Origin of the sequence: Blautia sp. Marseille-P2398 (assembly GCF_964240315.1) — a bacterium.
Lineage (GTDB): Bacteria > Bacillota > Clostridia > Lachnospirales > Lachnospiraceae > Blautia_A > Blautia_A wexlerae.
Window position 1 is genome coordinate 218,829 of record NZ_CAXSTD010000002.1, and the last position, 16,979, is coordinate 235,807.

A 16,979-nucleotide genomic window follows, 5' to 3' on the forward strand; every position below is an offset into this window, starting at 1 on the left:
TTCAAGATACATGGGATTAAATGACATTTTTCATGAAATATGGAAAAATGAATAAATACTTATGGTATTACTTGCTTTCAGTAAGGAATCCGTACTTGAATAACTCATGAAAATACGCTAAAATACAAATTATGTTTAAGTTAATTTAGGAGGTACTCCTTTTGAATATTGCAATCCTTGACGATTCAAAGGAAGATCTGCGTCAGGTAAAATCTGTCATTTCTTCTTATTATGAATCCCAGAACACATCCGCAGACATCCATTTGTATTCCAGCGCAGAAGCTTTTTTTACTAAATACATACCCGGATTTTACGACCTGATCATTATGGATATTTATATGGGCAGTATGACCGGTATGGATGCAGCCAGAAAGCTCCGCGAAGCCAGGGATACAGCTGCTCTGATTTTTATTTCAAGCAGTGATTCCTTTGCTGTGGAAAGCTATGATGTACAGGCATCCTACTATCTGCTGAAGCCCTTTGACCCGGAGAAGCTTTGCCGGATCCTCTCAACAATCCAGTTCAGGCAGTCGCAGAATTCCAGATATATAGAGCTGATCTCCGACCGTACCCCTGTAAAGATTCCTGTCAGGAGCATCCTGTACGTGGATACCTACCGCAATGCAGTTCAGGTACATACCACAGATGCAGGCATTATACGCTCCTACATAACCTTCCAGAAATTCGAAGAGCTTCTGGAGGGAATGAAATGTTTTCTCTCCTGTTACAGAGGCTGTATCGTAAATATGGATCACATCGAGAAATCCACAGATGAAGGCTTTGTTATGGACAATCAGGAGCTTGTTACTGTACGCAAGCGTGGCTCCAACGCAATAAAAAAAGCATATCTGGAATACTTATTCTCTTCAGACTCTGATAAATAAGTATTTCCGATATGCCTCTTCCCCTCCGGGCAGTAACTATTTATTTACTGTACTGTTTTCACCGGCAGAAAGATATTTACTTTAAAAATACCCTCTTCTGTATTAAAAACTACATATCCGCCCATTCGTTGTACCACTTCTACCACAGACGCTGTTCCGATTCCAAAGCCTTCATGCTTTGTTGAATAAAAAACTTTTTCCCTTCGCTGGATTCCATTGGAATATGGATTTGAAATCTCTATCAGAAGCTTCCTGTTCTTAACCTTTGTAAGCATCTTTACATAAGGCTTATTTTCCGTCAGCAGATCTTTTACTGCATCTACGGCATTTTCCAGAAGATTTCCATATATTTTGCACAGATCTGTATCTGAAATGCCAATATTCTGCGGCAGCATCATATCACATTCAAAAGGAATCCCTTTCTTCCTCAGTTCTCCTGCATAAAAATGGATCACTGCATCTACGGCCATGTTTCTGCAATAACAGATTAGCTTTTCCTTTTCTGTTATAACGGATGCATACTCCTGCAGGTATTCCATCATCTCCTGATATTTTCCCTGCTGGGTGTAAGACATGATGGTGCGCAGATGGTGTCTCATATCATGGCGCATCCTGCTGATCTCATCCATCTTTTCTGTAAGTTCCTCATAATTCTGTTTCTGTATCTGCAGTTTCTGTTCCATCTGACGGCTGTATTCTCCATAGGTAAGCTGAAATCTGTAAGCATTGGCAAGCTCCATCCACAGAGTCAGTCCCACACTGGCTACAAGCACTGCTGCACCAATTTCCGTAAACCACCCGCCAATGATCGGCTCATATAATCTCCATATCCTGTCTGCTGCCAGAGACGCTGCATAAACAACAATTCCGACTAAAAGTACATTACTGTACTTCTGTTTTATCTCCTTTACACTTCTGAAAAGCAGATAACCGGCTGCTGCCCACTTCAAAATCTCTGTAAGCTTAGAGATCAGATACAGCCCTGTTGCAGACTGGGCTCTGCTGCACAGCATTTCTGCCACAAAAACCATCACTCCGGCTGCTGCGGCCACACCTGCAAGAATTTCCGGAATCCTTTCCTCACCTCCCAGGATCTTCTGTTGTACCAGCATAACACCGGCAAACATCAGATAATAGAACAATGCCTCCATTCCATAACAAGGCTGTACTTTTACTGCAACAAAGGAATGCAGGATCGGATAAGAACCATATCCCAGCACACAGATACAAAGCAGGGCAAAAAGTCCAAACTCCACTTTTTTAGTTCGCATATACATATACACTGAAAAAATCAGGACAAAAAATGTAAAAGCCATAAATACCACAGCAATCATAAGTGACAACCCGCGGATAATATTCACTTTAAAAGGAGAAGCCAAAACCGGCACATACTGAATTCCCGATGACACCGAATGTTTGTCTGTCACTGCGATCACAATCTCTGCAGTTCCTTTTCCCTCAAAGGTAAATACCCTGTTCTGAATCTGCTCCTGGTAATTGTCCGGATCCGGATTTCCCATCTGCCCCATCAATTCCCCATTAATATACAGCTTGTAAGCAGAAAAAATCTCTGTCAGGCCAATAGCATATTGTTTTTCTTTTTCAGGAAGCACCAGGGTCATCCGATAGGTACCACTTCCAAAAGGAGATTTATTTTTGTCGCCCAGGTCCATTCCACCGTACTCGCCAATGGAAACATAACGGCTGTAGTAGTCCTCCTTCTGTTCCTTTATTTCCTGCGGTGTCAGCAATACATTCGGATAATATTCCCATTCCCTGGCAAGATAATGCACAGAATCATCATCAGGCACATAGAGGATTCCCTGAATGGCCTGGTCCCCCCTGGCCGTATATTTGTTATCAAATCGGTAAAACAGAAAGAATATGCCCATAGTCAATGCAAATACAACTGCTATGAGTAGTAATGAATATTTCCAGTTCTTCTTCATTGCTGACACCTCCTTCTGTTTTCAGGTGCTTTGTTTGCCTTTCCACTGTCGCTTATCTGCGTTTTTTACGAATTGCAAAAATAATGGCAGCCACCAGGATACATACTGTCGGTAATGTAAGTATTATCATCAGAAACTGTTTGGCGGAAGCTTCTGCTTTCTGTTCTGTTTTCTCTTCCGACACCGACTCTTCTTCTGTAAATCCTGTGTCTTCTCCATCTGAAACAGCTTCCACGCTTTCTTCATCCGTCTGATTTCCTATACTTTCTGACTTTCCATCTGTCAAAAAATAATCCCCTGTCTGGTTGATCTCCATACGGAGAACATTTTGTTTTTCCTGATAATTCACTGCATATTGATTTCCCTGCACATCCTCCGCTTTTACTGTTTCAGGTAACTGGATTCCGCCAAACACAGATGTCTGAAATTCCACCACTGTTCCCGGAACTTCTGTTACCTCCTCACCTCTGACAAAAATCCGCAGAGAAAATGCAGTTTCTGACGTTTTCTCGATTCTTATCTGGATTTCATCCTCTGCATTGATCTTCCATCCGTTCACTGTATCCGGAGAAAATGTTACAGAGATTCCCTGTTTCTCAAACCTTGCACTTCCATTCTGTTGGATCATAAGAAGCATTCTCTTTCCACTGACTGCAGTAATGGTGTCGGTGCTTAACTCTGTCACGGAATTCTCTGTATCCGATATTTCAGCAGATTTTGCATCAGAAGCTTTGTTACTGCTGCTATTCTGTCCTTCTGTATTATTGTCTGTTCCGTAAGAGTCACCATAATGATATCCGGCACTTCCCGTATTCAGATTCTCTTTCTTTTCTTCCTGTACTACTTCTGACGAAGCAGGTGTTTTCTGCACAATGTCAGGAAGATCTTTTTCCTCTCTGTCCGAAAAATTTCGCTCATGCCAGTATTCATTGACAATAAACGCATCATTATAGGAAAAAGAATAAATTCCTGTGCTCCCTTTCTCATAGACAGCACAGATCTGGTAGTTCTGTCCTTTCTTTAATATCTCTCTGTAATAAATCTGAATTCCATCAGAAGTCACTTCCACCAGGTCATCATCAATTTTCCGGTAATTTCCCGCATTCTCAGAGAGGTAAACCTGTATGTTCCGGCGTTCCTCTGCTGAAAATCCATCCAGCAGCATAGGAAATTCCAGCAGGTCTACCATCGGCATGCTGTAGGTATTAATCTGTGGTTCTCCTTTTTTCTGTACAGAAAGATATGCATATGCCTCTGGCAGCGTCAGGCTGTCAGATACTTCATATCCCTCTGGGATCACAAATGATCCGGTTACCTTGTACACGCCTTGTTTTTCCCTGTTCACCCGGCTCAGATCCCAGGAAGATTCCAGAATCAGTTCCGGATTCTCGGCTGTATTTTCAAATGTTTCAGCAGTACTGACCCTCAGTCTGACATTCTCCTTCAATTCTTTCTCAATCTGCTTCAGGCTTCCCCCCGTTTTTACTGCATAGGCAGCACATCTGCTGAGATATTTCTCATCTCCGGTATCATAAGAGCAGATGATCTTTCCAGGCTTCTGTGTGTTTCCAAGCAAACTGTGCTGATAACCGTAAATTTTAAGACTGCCGTCTTTTTGATATTGAAACCGCAGAGTATTGGTCTGCTTCCTTCCATTATCATAGGTTACCAACAGAGAATAGGTATTGCCCACAACCATACTCTGGTTAGATACATACAGGCCCTCCTCTTCACAGAGAGCAAAGCCCTCCTCAGTGAGGTTGATCCACTGTCCGCTTTCTTTCTTCAGATAAGCTTCCATGGAGTCAAAATTTTCCTGCTTCAACCAGGGAAATATATAGATTCCTGCCGCAGTCAGCCTGTAATATATATTAATATCCGGTTTGTCCGGGTACTGCACAGAAACAGTTGTCTGTACCTGCAGACTTTCACTCTCATCAAAAGCATACTCAGGCGGAAGCTTCAGTACACCTTTCATTGTGTAAACGCCTGCCAGTTTCATATTTACAGACGAAACATCCCAGAACACTGGAATATGCAGTGTATCTGTGTCTGTATAAACTGTATAGAAAACCCGAGACAGTTTCTCAGCGATCAGTTCGCTGCTTTTATTTATTTCTACAGCTACTGCAGGAATATCCTTCGGTACGATCACATCATTTACCCGGATCACCGCGCCCCATACTGTGGTATTTTTTTTCATTCCCCATATGCCAGTCAGGCACAGAGTTATCATTAAAATCAGAACTGTTATTTTCTGTTTTCTCATGCTTTTTTCATACTTTCATTTTACATTACTACTCGATCCGTTATCTTTATTCTCAATTTCCTTTGTTCTTAGCTTACCTTATCTGGTGAATTTCGGCAACAGACATAGGATAAACTGCATTATTTCATGAAAAATGGTGTACCGAAAAATGATTAATTCTCCTTTTTCTTTCCTGGAAATTTCATAAAATAATATACAATAAACAATACTGCCGTAATGCTCCATGAAACCGGATAGCTGAGCATGATCGTATTAATTCCCGGGTACATCTGTCCGGCTGTAAAAAGCCACAGGATTCTCAGGGAACACACACCGCCGCAGGTAAGGAGCATAGGCACCAGAACCTTCCCGGTACCCCTCAGTGCCCCGGACAGAATCCCTATGATCACATAAATGAAATAGGACGGCAGTAAAAAACGACTCATATGAACACCATGGACAATCACTGCGCTGTCTGTGGTAAACAGACGATAAATCCAGGGAGCAAATGAATACATCAAAATGATCATCACCGCAGAACTGACCATACTCATGACCATGCAGACACTCACACTCTTTCGCATACGGTGATATTTGCCGGCTCCGAAATTCTGTCCCACAAAGGTAGTAATGGAAATTGCGAACGCATTGATCACCATCCAGAAAATAGCATCGATTTTCCCAAGAGTTCCCCATGCCGCCACTGTGTCAGTTCCCAGATTATTTACAAATACCTGTATCACAATATTGGAAATATTATACATTACAGATTCCAGACCTGCCGGAATACCGATTCTCAGAACTGAAAACAGCATTCTTCTGTCAAAACGGATCTGATTGATCTTCAGCACATATATCTCTCTGGTTTTCAGAAGCATTACTGTTACGATCAGCGCACTGATCACCTGAGAAGTAACTGTAGCAACAGCTACTCCTGTCACACCCATGCCAAACGCAACCACAAACAGCAGATCAAGAATAATGTTCAGCACACAGGTAATGATCAGAACATACAGTGGTCTTTTGGAGTCTCCTACTGCACGCAGGATGGCTGCTCCCATATTATAAACCAGGTTAAAAACCATTCCGCCGAAATAAATATGAAGATACACTGCAGAGTCCGCTACTACATCTGCAGGTGTCTTCATAAGCAGCAATGCAGGTCTGGTCAGAAAAATCCCCACTACAGTAAGAACAATTCCCGCTGCAATGGAGAATGCAAATGCTGTATGCAGTGCCTTACTCAGATTCTTCTTATCTTTTGCCCCATAAAACTGCGAGATCACAACTGCTGCCCCTGAAGAAAGTCCTACAAAAAAGCCAACGATCAGATTGGCGATCTGACTGGCAGAACCTCCAACTGCAGCAAGTGCCTGTTTTCCTACGAAACGGCCGACAACGATCGTATCTGCAGTGTTATAAATCTGCTGAAAAAACGTTCCAAATACAATAGGAAAGAAAAATAACAGCAATTGTTTCCAGATCACCCCTTCTGTAATCTGATTTACCTTTTCCTTTTTCTCCATTTCTTTTCCCTCATCCACATTTTAAAAATATTTCTGCATTTTACCGCAGTCTGAGCACCATGGGTTCCATGGCATTATATTTTAACATACAAAAAAGCAGGCATCCCACAAAATGTGAGAACCTGCCATACTTTGCAATCATTAAAAATTAGTCTTCAACTTTAATGATTTCCTTTTTGTTGTAGCTTCCGCAAGCTTTGCATACTCTGTGCGGCATCATCAGTTCGCCACATTTGCTGCATTTTACAAGGTTCGGAGCGCTCATTTTCCAGTTTGCTCTTCTCTTATCGCGTCTTGCTTTGGAAGATTTATTCTTCGGACAGATGGACATTATGTTACACCTCCTTAAATTTACTAAATATATCACTGATAGCTGCCATACGGGGATCCTTAGGTTCCTCGACGCATCCACAGGGACCGTCATTGAGGTTTTTCCCGCACTGGCTACAGATTCCTTTGCAGTCTTCTCTACATAAAACCTTCAAAGGCCAGCTCATCAGTACCTCAAGATAGACCAGCTGGTCCACATCCAGGTCCATACCTGTGAGATAAGAACTTTCGTCCAGATCATTCACACGGTCTTCATCCGTAAGCTTCATATCAAGTTTTCGCTCAATCTCCAAAGGAATCTCTGTTGAAACCTCTTCCAGACATCTGTCACAGGGAATACCTACGGTAATCTTACCTGTTCCTCTGATTTCAAGATTTCTGTCACCTGTATTCGTGATCGTAAGCTCTATGGGTTCTTTTGCAAGTACCGGAAAGCTTCCTGACTGAAAGGTGATCGTATCCATTCCAAACTCTGCAGTCTTCTGAATACGCATTCCTTCACTGGATGAAATATCTGATAAATGTATCTGCATACTTTTCTCCTATCCACACTTGTTTTATTATACATACCGCCTCTGCTTTTGTCAACGATAAATTAGAAAAATTTCACATTTTGTCAAGTAATATTCCTTTACGAAGTATTTTATCATCCGGCGGCATTATTATCAGGTAATTTCCACATGCCTTACGGGCACAAAGAAGGGTGCTCCTGACAGATGCACCCTTCCCTTCTATATAAATATAACTTTTATCCAGTTATATTTCTCTCGTTTGGACACAAAACAGACACTTTATTATCTGTGAAAATTAAACCAGAGCTACTGTCTCTCTGCAGATTGCAAGTTCTTCGTTTGTAGGAATTACAGCAACTTTAACTTTGGAATCCGGTGTAGAGATCACGATCTCTTCTCCACGAACGCCGTTAGCTTCTTTGTCAAGTGTAACTCCAAGGTATCCAAGATAGCTTACAACTTTCTCACGTACAGGAATAGCGTTTTCACCGATACCTGCTGTAAATACGATCGCATCTACACCGTTCATAGCTGCAACATATCCGCCAACAAATTTAGCGATACCATAGCAGAGAACGTCGATTGCGTTAGCTGCATCTTCGTTTCCGCTCTGAGCTGCATCGTTCAGGTCACGGAAGTCACTGGATAATCCGCCGGATAATCCAAGAAGACCGGATTTCTTGTTGAGAACGTTCATCATACCTGTGATGTCAAGGTTCTCTTTCTTAGCGATAAATTCCATGATAGCCGGGTCAATGTTACCTGAACGTGTTCCCATAACAACACCTTCAAGTGGAGTAAGACCCATTGTTGTATCAACACACTTGCCGTTTACAACAGCACTGATGGAAGAACCATTTCCAAGGTGGCAAACGATAACTTTGGAGTTGTCTTTGTCAAGACCAAGGAATTCAACAGCACGTTTGGAAACGAAGCTGTGGGATGTTCCGTGGAAACCATATCTTCTTACTTTGTAGTTCTTGTAATATTCGATCGGAAGACCATAGAGATATGCTTTTGCAGGCATTGTCTGATGGAAAGCTGTATCGAATACTGCTACCTGAGGTACACCTGGCATAAGCTCGGAGCATACACGGATACCGATCAGGTTTGCAGGGTTGTGAAGCGGTGCAAGGTCGTTGCACTCTTCTACTGCTGCGATAACTTCGTCTGTGATCACTACAGATTTGGCAAATTTCTCACCACCATGTACAACACGGTGTCCAACAGCGTTTACTTCTTTCAGGCTTCCGATTGCGCCTGTTTTGTCATTTGTGAGAGCATCCAGTACCATCTGGATTGCTTCTTTATGTGTAGGCATTGCAGCTTCTGTGATCTCTTTGTCACAGCCTGTTTTCTGATATACTAATCTTCCGTCAATACCGATTCTCTCGCAGAGACCCTTTGCAAGAACTGCTTCTGAATCAGAGTTGATCAGCTGATATTTCAGGGATGAACTTCCACAGTTGATTACTAATACGTTCATTTTCATATTCTGCCGGCAACAAATTTCGAATATTGTCCATAATCCCGGTACAAGTCTTCGGATATTTCTGTCAGCTTTTCCTTTCATATTATAATATTAATATTCTCACTATTTCCAAGGAAATATGAGCAATGATATCAAAGGCATCAGAATCAGAACATATCTCCTCCGATGCCTTTAATTATGTAGTCGATCAAATATTTTCGATCCGATTGGAATCTGTTATATGACGAAATCTTATTTGTTGTCGTCAGCCTGGCACTGTACTGCTGTGATAGCTACTACACCAACGATATCGTCTGCAGAGCATCCACGGGACAGGTCGTTTACAGGTTTAGCGATACCCTGAGTTACAGGTCCATAAGCTTCTGCCTTTGCAAGACGCTGTACAAGTTTGTATCCGATGTTACCTGCATCAAGGTCCGGGAATACAAGTACGTTAGCTTTACCAGCTACTTCGCTTCCCGGAGCTTTGGATGCACCTACGCTTGGAACGATAGCTGCGTCAAGCTGGAATTCTCCGTCAAGTGCAAGGTCTGGATTCTGCTCTTTTGCGATCTTTGTAGCTTCTACAACTTTGTCTACGTCAGCATGTTTTGCACTGCCTTTAGTGGAGTGTGAAAGCATAGCTACAACTGGTTTCTCCTGAACGAGAAGTTCGAAAGATTCTGCAGAAGATGCTGCGATTGCTGCAAGTTCTTCTGGATTCGGGTTCTGGTTCAGACCGGAATCAGCAAATACAAATGCGCCGTTTGCGCCATATTCGCAGTTCGGAACTACCATTAAGAAGAATGCGGATACAAGTTTTGTACCTGGTTTTGTTTTCAGGATCTGAAGGCATGGTCTTAATGTATCAGCTGTAGAATGACATGCACCGGATACCATACCGTCTGCATCGCCCATTTTTACCATCATTACACCATAGTACAGATACTGGTTAAGAAGAATCTCTTTAGCCTGATCCGGTGTCATGCCTTTTTTCTGTCTTAATTCTACTAACTTGTCAATGTATCCCTGTGTTTTCTCTGATGTAGCAGGATCTACGATCTGTGCGCCGGAAATATCATATCCGTCTTCAGCTGCACTCTTTTTAACAGCTTCTTCGTTACCAACAAGGATAACCTTTGCAATTCCTTCTTTTAAAATTTTCTCTGTAGCTGCCAGAGTTCTCTTATCCTCTGTCTCCGGAAGTACGATTGTTTTTACGTTTGCTTTTGCTCTCTCTTTGAGTGTGTCAATAAATCCCATGATTAAAATGGCTCCTTTCATATAGCAGTTCTGATATCACAATATCTGTATACCAGATGTCATTACCATTCACCGAATATATACAGTGAACAGTAATCTGTTTTCTGCGCTGTTTTCATTATAACTCCTGAAGCCTTGTATTTCAAGCATCTGAATGGTAGAATATGACATAAAAAAGTATTTTTTAAGATGCAATATGGTTAAAAAAAGAGAACTCTACAGAATTTCAGGAAGGAGCATCTGTGTAAATTTATGAAAACAGCAGGAATTATTGCAGAATATAATCCTTTTCACAAAGGACATGAATATCAGATCCGGTATACAAAAGAAAAGCTAAAAGCAGACTATGTTATCGTTGCCATGAGCGGAGATTATGTGCAGCGTGGCACCCCTGCTCTCATCTCCAAACATACACGTGCAGAAATGGCTCTGCGGTGCGGCGCTGACCTTGTGCTTGAAATGCCGGTATCCATCTCTACAGCAAGTGCGGAAGCCTTCGCAATGGGCGGTGTTTCCCTGTTAGACAGCCTTGGTGTTGTTGATATGCTCTGCTTTGGAAGTGAGTCAGGGGAGATCAGCGCACTGCGAGAACTGGCCGAGATTCTTGTAGAAGAACCTGAAGAATATAAAAAACTGCTGAAAAGCTTTTTAAGCGAAGGTCTGACTTTTCCCGCTGCCAGAAGCCAGGCACTGACAGAATATTTTAAGAATCCGCGCAACTTCAATGGTGACGATTTTGACGGAGTTCTTACTCCTCTGTTAAATGAAGTTACACAGATTCTGAATACACCGAATAATATTCTGGGAATCGAATACTGCAAGGCACTTCTCCGCCTGAACAGCCAAATCCGCCCTGTTACCATCCGCAGGGAAGGAATGGGGTATCATGAAACCGCTGTCCCTGAAGGTGATTCAGCAAGCTCCTCCCCTGATTTACAGTCATCTACTGATTTCTTTGCATCTGCAACTGCTATACGCAGTCTTATTCAGAATCCGGGAGGTGGCCATTCAGAGGCAATCTCAGACATAAATAATCCAGTCAGGAATCCGGATACCAAAACTGCCAATATATTATCATCCCAGATTCCACCAGATGCTTTTTACGTTTTCAAAAAGGCGCTAGACTCCGGTGAATTTCTCACAGAAAATTCTCTGGACTCTATTCTTTCTTACTGCCTTATGAAAGAAAATGTAGAAAGCCTTTCTTCCTATATGGATGTTTCCGAGGATCTCGCCCGGCGAATCATAAATCAGCAGAATCTTCTGTTGTCCTTTTCCCAATCTGTATCTGTTTTAAAAACCAGAGAATTGACTCAGACAAGGATACAGAGGGCATTGCTTCATATTATATTAAATATCCACACTGCACCCACTCAGATTCCCTTTGCCAGGGTTCTTGGCTTCCGCAGGGAAAGCAGTGAACTGCTAAGCCAGATCAAGCAGCACAGCCGAATTCCTCTTATCACCAAGCTTGCGGACGCACAAAATCTTTTGGGCAGTGAAGGTAATCAGATTTTATCTGAAACTGTTTTTTCTTCCAATTTATATGAAAAACTTCTGTGTCTGAAAACCGGCAGAAAATTCTGCCACGAGTCCCAGAAACAGCTTATTATCCTATAATTCTTGTTGTTTTGATGCACTTATGTTAAAATACAAACAGTGAGGATAAGGATATAAAATAAGGAAGGAGGAAAAGAAAAATGAAAGCTAATTCAGGTTTGAAAAAGAACAGAACAAAGATTCAGATGGTACTTACCGCCCTGGTAATCTTATCTGTTGTACGTCAGTTTTTCCTGGGAAATTACCACAATATGTTTCTGGGAATCTTGACATTGATCCTTTTTATGGTTCCCCAGTTTCTGGACAGGAAACTGAACGTCACAATACCACCGGGACTGGAAACAGTCATTCTGATCTTTATCTTTTCAGCAGAAATTCTTGGCGAAATTAATGCCTTTTATGTAAAAATTCCAATCTGGGATACTATTTTACATACTACTAACGGTTTTCTGATGGCTGCCATCGGATTTGCACTGATCGATCTTTTTAACCGCAGTGACAGGTTTTCCATTAAAATGTCACCGTATTTTGTAGCTTTTTTTGCATTCTGTTTTTCAATGACTGTTGGTGTTATGTGGGAATTCTTTGAATTCAGCATGGACTGGTTTTTTGGAATGGATATGCAGAAAGACTGGATCGTACCGGCCATCAACTCGGTGAAGCTGAATCCTACCGGTGCAAATGTTCCGATCCATGTAGATGTTCAGTCCCTGGCCGTTAACGGCGAGACCTGGAATCTGGGAGGCTATCTTGATATTGGTATTGTTGATACCATGAAAGATTTGATCGTAAACTTTATCGGCGCAATAGTATTTTCTGTCATCGGTATTCTGTATCTGCGAAACCGCGGAAAAGGAAAGCTGGCAGCTTCTCTGATCCCGCAGGTACGCAGCAAGCAGGAAGAAGAACTTTCTTCCAAAGATCAGTAAGATCCACAGCTACCGAAACTGGCGCACTTTTCTGGAAATATTCTCCAGCTCTTCTCTGGAAAGCTCAGGAAGTCTTTCCAGCTGATCCATAAACATGGCAAGTGTCTCTTTTCGCTGCAATTCCACCATCTGGGTGTAGAAATTAACCACTACCCCGGTGGCAATGGCAACTACAAAAAGCGAATAGATTGTCAGAAGAACAGAACACATTTTTCCAATAAAAGTAACCGCAACCACATCGCCAAATCCGGCAGTGGAGATCACCGCATAGCAATACCACAGTGCATCTCCGTATCGGTTAATGTCCGGTTCAACCAGCTGGATCACTGCTGCGATAGCAAAAATAAACACAATAAAACCAATGATAATTTTATCTGCGCGAGTCCGTTTTAACACACTGCCTAATACTTTAATTCTTTTCATGCACTTGTCCTCCAATAAAATAATATACTGCCTGAAATTAATTGAAGTATAGTATAAAACGGTTTCACTTGCAATATGAAAGGAGCTTAACAGTATGAAAGATAATAAAGCACTAAAATACCTCACTTTGATCACCGGAGTTTTAACATTGTTATTAGGAGTCTACACTCTTGTAAGACCAATGAGAACTTTTCTTGCCATCGGATGGATCCTGGGAATCCTTCTGTTTGTAAATGGTATTGAACTTGTAATCCTTTCTTTATCCAAAGAAAAGAAAGAAATCGGAGCATGTATTCTCGGTGTTCTGGAAGGACTTGCAGGTATTATCTTATTATTCAGCGGCATTCAGCGGTTCATCACAGACGTAATGGCAGCTTATATGGTCGGTGCAATCATTCTGATCTACGGTATTTTCCAGATTGCCGCCGGCACAAAGGTATATAAAACATCTAAAGGAAAAGGTATCCTGAGTATTGTGTGCGGTGTTTTATCCGTAATTGTCAGCATCATTTCATTTACCCATCCTGTACTTACCATGATCTCTGCAGGATATATGATCGCTTTTTCTGTTTTGATGCAGGGTATCAATATGATCGTACTTGGAATCAATTTCGGAAAGACCGAAAACTAACAAAAAGGTTATGACTGTATGAATAACACAAAAAGCCCCAAAAACGTATCTTTAAAAAATCAGCTTGAATTGTGGCTGTTCTGTGCACTCATTGGTGCTGTTGCCGGTGCACTGGTATGGATCCTGCTGAAAATAATGGCAGTCGGAACTGAATTTCTGTGGAAATGGCTTCCCGTAAAAACCACTGTTCCCTATTATACGATTCTTATCTGTGTAGCCGGTGCGGCAATTATCGGTATTTTCCGAAAAATATTCGGAGACTATCCCGAAGATCTGGAAACTGTTATGGGAAAAGTCAGAACAGAAAAAAGATACGAATACAAAAACATGCTTGTAATGATGGTGGCAGCACTGCTGCCATTACTCATAGGAAGCAGTGTAGGTCCCGAAGCCGGACTTACCGGAATCATCGTAGGTTTATGCTACTGGGCCGGAGACAATCTGAAGTTTGCCAAACAGAATACCAGAAATTATTCGCAGATTGGTGCCGCAGTCTCCATGAGTGTGCTGTTTCACGCACCTCTGTTCGGTATTTTCGAAGTAGAAGAAAACTCCGAGGAAGATCTTGCAGCCTTAACAAAGGGTTCCAAATTATTTATTTACGGAATCGCGCTGGCTGCAGGCACTGGTATTTATGCAGGTTTATCTGCACTTTTTGGTGCAGGGCTTTCCGGATTTCCATCCTTTGATATGGTGGAAATCCAGAGAAAAGACTATCTGCTTATGATTCTGTATATTTTGTGCGGTCTTATCCTGGCATACTTCTATCAGGCAACACACAAACTGACCGGAAATATTTCCAACAGATTCCCGGCAGTTGTCAGAGAAATTTTTGCAGGTTTATGTCTTGGAATCACAGGTTCATTCTTACCTGTACTTATGTTTTCCGGAGAAGAGCAGATGGGAACACTTATGAAAACCTATACCTCTTATCTGCCGCTGGCACTTATTGGCATTGCGTTTTTTAAGCTCCTGCTGACAAATCTGTGTATTCAGTTCGGTTTAAAGGGAGGACATTTCTTCCCTGTCATCTTTGCCGGAGTATGTATGGGATACGGCGTGGCAATGTTGACCTGCGGGCCAGACGGGGGACATGTGGTATTTGGAGCTGCAATCGTTACTGCATCACTTCTGGGTGGAATTATGAAAAAGCCACTGGCAGTAACCATGCTTCTCTTCCTCTGCTTCCCGGTTAAAATGTTTATCTGGATATTCATCGCAGCAGCGGTTGGGAGCAAACTTATCACACTCAAACCAGAGCAGGAACCTTCTGCAAATTACAGCAAGCAATAGAGTCGCTACCAGACAAAAAGAACCATTATATCAGAAAACATGGCTGTATGCTTCAGGCAACAACTATAGCTTCTGTATATAATGGTTCTTTCATTTACAATTACATGTTATTTTTATAATTACTTTTCTCCGGAAAGAAGAATACGGTCATTATCCAGCATCTTACCGGCACCTGTCTTAAACTTCTCCAGAAGTCCTTCCACTGTCAGGCCTTTCTTTTCTTCTTCATGGATATCCAGCACAACATCTCCGGAATCCATCATCAGAATACGATTTCCCAGATCCAGTGCTGACTGCATATTGTGGGTAATCATCAGACAGGTAAGCTGATGTTCCTCTACAATTCGTTTCGTAAGATTCAGCACCTTCTCTGCTGTGCCCGGGTCAAGGGCTGCTGTATGCTCATCCAGAAGCAGAAGCTTGGGCGGATTCATGGTTGCCATGAGAAGTGTCAGCGCCTGTCTCTGTCCGCCGGAAAGAAGTCCTACCGGCTGAGTCATACGCTTCTCAAGTCCGATATCCAGAAGCTTCAGTTCTTCATGGAATCGTTCTTTCTCCTGTCTGGACACATGGGAAAGCCATCCGCCTTTCCCTGCTGCAAGTGCCAGATTCTCTTCTATAGTCATTCCAGGCGCAGTTCCCCTCATAGGATCCTGATACAGGCGACCGATGGTCTTTGCACGTACATGCTGGGGCATAAAAGTAATGTCCTGTCCATCCAGCATGATCACACCGGAATCTGTAAGAAAATCTCCACAGATCGCATTAAACAGAGTGGATTTACCAGCTCCATTGGAACCGATGATCGTTGCAAAATCGCCCTTCTCCAGATTCAGGGATAAATCCCTGATGGCCTGTTTCTCGTTTACCGTACCCGGATTAAAAGTCTTGGAAATATGTTCAATCTTCAGCATAAATCACTGTACTCCCTTCCTGTGAGTCATTCTTCTCTTAATCTGCGGCCACTGTTTTTTCAAATATGGACCTGAAATAGCCAGCACAACGATCACAGAAGATACCAGTTTCAGCATAAATGCCGGCATATTGAATCTCAGTGCAACGGTATATACCAGACGGAAAATAAAAGATCCAAGTACCATGCCAACAGCTCTCACGAAAATTCCACCTCTGCCAAGAATCGTACCACCGATCAGCAGAGAAGCCAGCGCGATGGTAACCATTCCCTGTCCGATATTGATATCTACAGATTTCTGTGACTGAGACAGAAGACATCCGGAAAGTGCTGTGAAGGAGTTGGCAACACAGAGACCTACAATCGTAGTAAATACCGGATTAATAGATGAGGATTTTACCATATCTGCATTATTTCCTGTTGCCCTGATTGCCAGACCAAGTCTTGTCCTTAAGAAAAATACAAGGAAGACAATCACAATGGCTACTGCAATGAAAGCAACTACAATATCTCCTCTTCCTTTCAGCGGTGTACTTTTCAATGTTTCTTTCATCATGGAAAATACCGTCTCTGTTCTGTTCATATTGATCAGGGAGGAACCTCCCATCACTGCAATATTCACAGAATAAAGAGCCGTATTAACGATAATTCCTGCAAGAAGACTGTCAACGCCCAGCTTTGTCTGAAGTATGGCTGTCACAAAGCCCGAGCATATACCTGCAGCCATAGCTGCAAAAATTGATAAAAAAGGATGTCCGCTGACTGCCACTGCTGCTCCCACTGCTGCTCCCAGTGTGAAACAGCCATCAGTGGAAAGGTCACAGACATTCAGCATGGAATAACTGAGAAACAGGGCAAGAACTGTCAATGAACAGATCAGGCCAAGTTTCAGTGCGGTCTCTCCAAGAGAGAGTATAGTCGCAATAGTCACGATGATTTCCTCCAATTTGTATTTATTTTATTACATTCAATGAACAGCAACAGAAAATATCTGCTGCTGTTCATTTTAATCCAGAAAATATATCAGTCTTTTCAACCGGCACAATG

At 42.2% G+C, this 16,979-nt stretch carries 15 protein-coding genes; 5 read left to right on the forward strand and 10 right to left on the reverse strand.

What is annotated here, in order from left to right; translation table 11 throughout:
• Positions 1–161 precede the first annotated feature (161 nt).
• On the forward strand, positions 162–884 hold the full coding sequence (locus ACESZG_RS03690; RefSeq protein ID WP_008704705.1) for a LytTR family DNA-binding domain-containing protein: 723 nt from the start codon (positions 162–164) through the stop codon (positions 882–884).
• A gap of 44 nt (positions 885–928) precedes the next feature.
• Here the strand turns inward: ACESZG_RS03690 and ACESZG_RS03695 are convergent, their stop codons facing one another.
• The 7 genes from ACESZG_RS03695 to pta form a co-directional block, all read right to left on the reverse strand.
• Positions 929–2,833, reverse strand: a complete 1,905-nt coding sequence (locus ACESZG_RS03695) for a sensor histidine kinase (RefSeq protein WP_373217582.1) — start codon at positions 2,831–2,833, stop codon at positions 929–931.
• 52 nt (positions 2,834–2,885) lie between these two features.
• Positions 2,886–5,102, reverse strand: a complete 2,217-nt coding sequence (locus ACESZG_RS03700) for a hypothetical protein (RefSeq protein WP_373217584.1) — start codon at positions 5,100–5,102, stop codon at positions 2,886–2,888.
• Between the two features lie 152 nt (positions 5,103–5,254).
• Positions 5,255–6,607, reverse strand: coding sequence for an MATE family efflux transporter (locus tag ACESZG_RS03705; RefSeq protein ID WP_373217586.1), 1,353 nt, complete (start codon positions 6,605–6,607; stop codon positions 5,255–5,257).
• Positions 6,608–6,755: 148 nt separating this feature from the next.
• On the reverse strand, positions 6,756–6,938 hold the full coding sequence (gene rpmF, locus ACESZG_RS03710) for a 50S ribosomal protein L32 (protein WP_008704709.1): 183 nt from the start codon (positions 6,936–6,938) through the stop codon (positions 6,756–6,758).
• A 4-nt stretch (positions 6,939–6,942) separates the two neighbouring features.
• Positions 6,943–7,470, reverse strand: a complete 528-nt coding sequence (locus ACESZG_RS03715; RefSeq protein ID WP_008704711.1) for a DUF177 domain-containing protein — start codon at positions 7,468–7,470, stop codon at positions 6,943–6,945.
• A gap of 274 nt (positions 7,471–7,744) precedes the next feature.
• Complete coding sequence (locus ACESZG_RS03720; RefSeq protein ID WP_373217589.1) at positions 7,745–8,935, reverse strand: acetate/propionate family kinase; 1,191 nt, start codon at positions 8,933–8,935, stop codon at positions 7,745–7,747.
• Between the two features lie 237 nt (positions 8,936–9,172).
• Positions 9,173–10,183 (reverse strand): phosphate acetyltransferase, encoded by a 1,011-nt coding sequence (gene pta, locus ACESZG_RS03725; protein ID WP_291806142.1) that lies wholly within the window; start codon positions 10,181–10,183, stop codon positions 9,173–9,175.
• A 252-nt stretch (positions 10,184–10,435) separates the two neighbouring features.
• Between pta and ACESZG_RS03730 the strand changes: the two genes are divergently transcribed.
• Positions 10,436–11,803 (forward strand): nucleotidyltransferase family protein, encoded by a 1,368-nt coding sequence (locus ACESZG_RS03730; RefSeq protein WP_373217591.1) that lies wholly within the window; start codon positions 10,436–10,438, stop codon positions 11,801–11,803.
• Positions 11,804–11,883: 80 nt separating this feature from the next.
• Positions 11,884–12,672, forward strand: coding sequence for a hypothetical protein (locus tag ACESZG_RS03735; RefSeq protein ID WP_118613235.1), 789 nt, complete (start codon positions 11,884–11,886; stop codon positions 12,670–12,672).
• A 9-nt stretch (positions 12,673–12,681) separates the two neighbouring features.
• Here ACESZG_RS03735 and ACESZG_RS03740 read toward each other — a convergent pair whose 3' ends face one another.
• Positions 12,682–13,095: a potassium channel family protein gene (locus tag ACESZG_RS03740; protein WP_008704717.1), complete on the reverse strand. Its 414-nt coding sequence runs from the start codon at positions 13,093–13,095 to the stop codon at positions 12,682–12,684.
• Between the two features lie 94 nt (positions 13,096–13,189).
• Here ACESZG_RS03740 and ACESZG_RS03745 point away from each other — a divergent pair, with 94 nt between their 5' ends.
• Both ACESZG_RS03745 and ACESZG_RS03750 read left to right on the forward strand, forming a co-directional pair.
• Positions 13,190–13,726, forward strand: coding sequence for an HdeD family acid-resistance protein (locus ACESZG_RS03745; protein WP_055053426.1), 537 nt, complete (start codon positions 13,190–13,192; stop codon positions 13,724–13,726).
• Positions 13,727–13,744: 18 nt separating this feature from the next.
• On the forward strand, positions 13,745–15,019 hold the full coding sequence (locus tag ACESZG_RS03750; RefSeq protein WP_373217594.1) for a chloride channel protein: 1,275 nt from the start codon (positions 13,745–13,747) through the stop codon (positions 15,017–15,019).
• Positions 15,020–15,138: 119 nt separating this feature from the next.
• On the opposite strand, the gene ACESZG_RS03755 is transcribed toward ACESZG_RS03750, so the two are convergent.
• Positions 15,139–15,933, reverse strand: a complete 795-nt coding sequence (locus tag ACESZG_RS03755; RefSeq protein WP_173704466.1) for an ABC transporter ATP-binding protein — start codon at positions 15,931–15,933, stop codon at positions 15,139–15,141.
• Positions 15,934–15,936: 3 nt separating this feature from the next.
• Positions 15,937–16,863 carry an ABC transporter permease gene (locus ACESZG_RS03760; protein WP_008704724.1) on the reverse strand — a complete coding sequence of 309 codons (927 nt, stop codon included), beginning with the start codon at positions 16,861–16,863 and terminating at the stop codon, positions 15,937–15,939.
• Positions 16,864–16,979: the final 116 nt, after the last annotated feature.

What these genes read in the sequence shown, in the direction of transcription:
- ACESZG_RS03695 (WP_373217582.1), bottom strand. Translation starts at nt 2,833, where the DNA reads ATGAAGAAGAACTGGAAATATTCATTACTACTCATAGCAGTTGTATTT.
- ACESZG_RS03700 (WP_373217584.1), bottom strand. Translation starts at nt 5,102, where the DNA reads ATGAGAAAACAGAAAATAACAGTTCTGATTTTAATGATAACTCTGTGC.
- ACESZG_RS03705 (WP_373217586.1), bottom strand. Translation starts at nt 6,607, where the DNA reads ATGGAGAAAAAGGAAAAGGTAAATCAGATTACAGAAGGGGTGATCTGG.
- rpmF (WP_008704709.1), bottom strand. Translation starts at nt 6,938, where the DNA reads ATGTCCATCTGTCCGAAGAATAAATCTTCCAAAGCAAGACGCGATAAG.
- ACESZG_RS03715 (WP_008704711.1), bottom strand. Translation starts at nt 7,470, where the DNA reads ATGCAGATACATTTATCAGATATTTCATCCAGTGAAGGAATGCGTATT.
- ACESZG_RS03720 (WP_373217589.1), bottom strand. Translation starts at nt 8,935, where the DNA reads ATGAACGTATTAGTAATCAACTGTGGAAGTTCATCCCTGAAATATCAG.
- pta (WP_291806142.1), bottom strand. Translation starts at nt 10,183, where the DNA reads ATGGGATTTATTGACACACTCAAAGAGAGAGCAAAAGCAAACGTAAAA.
- ACESZG_RS03730 (WP_373217591.1), top strand. Translation starts at nt 10,436, where the DNA reads ATGAAAACAGCAGGAATTATTGCAGAATATAATCCTTTTCACAAAGGA.
- ACESZG_RS03735 (WP_118613235.1), top strand. Translation starts at nt 11,884, where the DNA reads ATGAAAGCTAATTCAGGTTTGAAAAAGAACAGAACAAAGATTCAGATG.
- ACESZG_RS03740 (WP_008704717.1), bottom strand. Translation starts at nt 13,095, where the DNA reads ATGAAAAGAATTAAAGTATTAGGCAGTGTGTTAAAACGGACTCGCGCA.
- ACESZG_RS03745 (WP_055053426.1), top strand. Translation starts at nt 13,190, where the DNA reads ATGAAAGATAATAAAGCACTAAAATACCTCACTTTGATCACCGGAGTT.
- ACESZG_RS03750 (WP_373217594.1), top strand. Translation starts at nt 13,745, where the DNA reads ATGAATAACACAAAAAGCCCCAAAAACGTATCTTTAAAAAATCAGCTT.
- ACESZG_RS03755 (WP_173704466.1), bottom strand. Translation starts at nt 15,933, where the DNA reads ATGCTGAAGATTGAACATATTTCCAAGACTTTTAATCCGGGTACGGTA.